Annotated in this window: 3 protein-coding genes and 1 pseudogene; 2 read left to right on the top strand and 2 right to left on the bottom strand. The window is 72.9% G+C overall.

Going from position 1 to position 2,287, the window contains the following annotated elements; translation table 11 throughout:
• A pseudogene (locus FV218_RS22205) lies at nucleotides 1–392 on the top strand (hypothetical protein); the annotation flags it as partial.
• Between the two features lie 94 nt (nucleotides 393–486).
• Here FV218_RS22205 and FV218_RS22200 read toward each other — a convergent pair.
• Nucleotides 487–720 carry a hypothetical protein gene (locus FV218_RS22200; RefSeq protein ID WP_056097434.1) on the bottom strand — a complete coding sequence of 78 codons (234 nt, stop codon included), beginning with the start codon at nucleotides 718–720 and terminating at the stop codon, nucleotides 487–489.
• Nucleotides 721–1,072: 352 nt separating this feature from the next.
• On the opposite strand from FV218_RS22200, the gene FV218_RS22195 reads away from it, so the two are divergent.
• Entirely contained in the window at nucleotides 1,073–2,071 is a 999-nt protein-coding gene (locus tag FV218_RS22195; protein ID WP_147711576.1) for an NAD-dependent epimerase/dehydratase family protein, read from the top strand.
• A gap of 28 nt (nucleotides 2,072–2,099) precedes the next feature.
• Here the strand turns inward: FV218_RS22195 and FV218_RS22190 are convergent.
• On the bottom strand, nucleotides 2,100–2,287 hold a 188-nt coding region (locus FV218_RS22190), incomplete at its 5' end, for a hypothetical protein (RefSeq protein WP_147711575.1).

Genomic DNA, 2,287 nt, shown 5'->3' with positions numbered 1-2,287 from the left:
CCGCGAAACCCCGGGCCGCCCCCCGGACCGCCTCGCGCACTCCGAAGACACGGGTGGCGGTGGCCCGCCCCCGGCCCGTCGTCGCGGTCCGGACCCTCACGCCGACCCATCCGGGCCTGCGGAGCGCCCCCGTCCGCATCGTCCACGCCCAGGTCCCGATGCGGAGCGCCGCCCACGCCCGGATGCGGGACACGGCGGCCCGGCCGGTCTCCTACGGCTTCCTCGCGCCGCCCCCGCCGCCCGGTGGGTTCGACGCGGACCCGCGCGCCCGGCGCATCCGGCAGGCCGAGGCGGCGGGCTACCTCGTCGTGCGCCGCAGCACCGTCTCCGGCCCCGATGGCCGTCTCCTGTACGGTTATCGCCCCTACGAGGCCGACGATTTCGACGATTGATCCCGTCGCCTGATCCCGCCTCGCCCTGAACGCGCATGAAAAACCCCGCCGGGTGGCCCGGCGGGGTGAGGTCGATGGGCGGGGTCGGCCGGGTTCAGCGCAGGCGGCCGGGGCGGGCGGGCTCGAACACGATGCGGCGGTGGAAAGCGCACCAGCTCTTGCCGTCGGACACCGGGGCGCCGCAGCACACGGCGCGGTCGTTGGGCTCGCCGATGATGAACTTGCACACGAACGCACCCGACTGCGCGAAGGGAACCCGCAGGGAGGCGGACGGCTCGGCGATCGCATCGGCCTCGCCGACCTGGGACATGCGGACAAGCTGGTTCATGGTTGGGTTCGACTCGCGGAAAGAGAGTGTCGCGGGCCTGGGCCCGTCGGGAAGATCGGAGGCGCGCGCCGCGTTCCGACGGTTCGTCCTTATCCATCGCGGCCTTGCGGACGGCGCAGGGGCGTTGGCGTGGCGGACCGGCGGGAGTGGGGCGGGCGCGACGCGATCACGTCATGCTGCTGTTATATATGGCGTTCTTCAGTCCGCAAACAAGTCCTTCTGCGTATGCCTGCCCCGGGATGGGTGAATGGCGGCGGGAAGACGCGGCGCGCGGCGCGGTTTCTTGAGGTGCGGCGGCGCACGGGATAGGGCATGCCTCCACCCTGCGGCCCCGCCCCTCCTGGGAGATCCGATGCGCGTCCTCGTGACCGGCAGCGCCGGCTTCATCGGCTACCACCTCGGCCGCCGTCTCCTGGCGGCGGGCCACGCCGTCACGGGGCTCGACGGGTTCAGCGACTATTACGATGTCGGTCTCAAGCGCGCCCGCCACGCGCGGCTCGCCGGGCATCCGGCGTTCGAGGCCGTGGAAGGGCGCCTGGAGGAGCCCGGCCTGCTCCTCGACACCCTGGCGCGGGTGCGGCCCGACATGGTGGTGCATCTCGCGGCGCAGGCCGGCGTGCGCCACAGCCTGGAGAATCCGGGCGCCTACGTGCAGGCCAACCTGGTCGGCACCGCCAACCTCATCGAGGCCGTGCGGGCCCATCCCGTGCGCCATCTCCTGTTCGCCTCGACGAGCTCGGCCTATGGCGGCAACGCCCAGATGCCGTTCCGCGAGACCGACCGGGCGGTGTCGCCCCTGACCCTCTACGCCGCGAGCAAGCTCGCCGGGGAGGCGATGCTGCATGCCTACAGCCACCTGTTCGCCATCCCCACCACGGCGTTCCGGTTCTTCACGGTCTACGGCCCGTGGGGGCGGCCGGACATGGCCCTGTTCCTGTTCACGGGAAAGATCCTGGCCGGCGAGCCCATCGAAGTCTTCGCCGACGGGGCGGCCGAGCGCGACTTCACCTACGTCGACGACCTCGTGGCGGCCATCGCCAGCCTCATGGACACGCCGCCCGGGACGGTGCCCGTGGGCGATTGCGACACCCTGAGCCCGGTGGCGCCCTACCGCCTCGTCAATATCGGCGGGGGCCGGCCCGTGCGCCTCGACGCGATGATCGATGCCCTCGAGGCGGCCCTCGGCCGACGGGCCGAGCGGGTGCTGAAACCCCTGCCGCCCGGCGACGTGGCCCGCACCCACGCGAGCACGGACCTCCTGCGCGCCCTCGTCGGCACCGTGCCGGAGACGCCCCTGTCCGTGGGGATCCCCGCCTTCGTGGACTGGTATCGGTCGTACTACGCCGCCTGAGCCCCCGACGGATCGGGGGCGGGGCGGGTCAGCGCTGGGTCTGGCCGACGCTGACGAGCTTGGCCGGGCCCCGGACCTTCCGCTCGGGCAGGGTGTCGCGCACGGTTCCGGCGATGGAGTCGGCGTCGAGGCCGGCCTCGCGGTACATGGCGTCGGGGGAATTGTGGTCCTGGTAGGTGTCGGGCAGGGTCAGGGTCCGGACCCGGACGCGGCCGG

The sequence above is a fragment of the Methylobacterium sp. WL69 genome (assembly GCF_008039485.1).
Lineage (GTDB): Bacteria > Pseudomonadota > Alphaproteobacteria > Rhizobiales > Beijerinckiaceae > Methylobacterium.
Note: the sequence above shows the minus strand (reverse complement) of the source record. Positions and strands in the feature narration are given on the sequence as shown.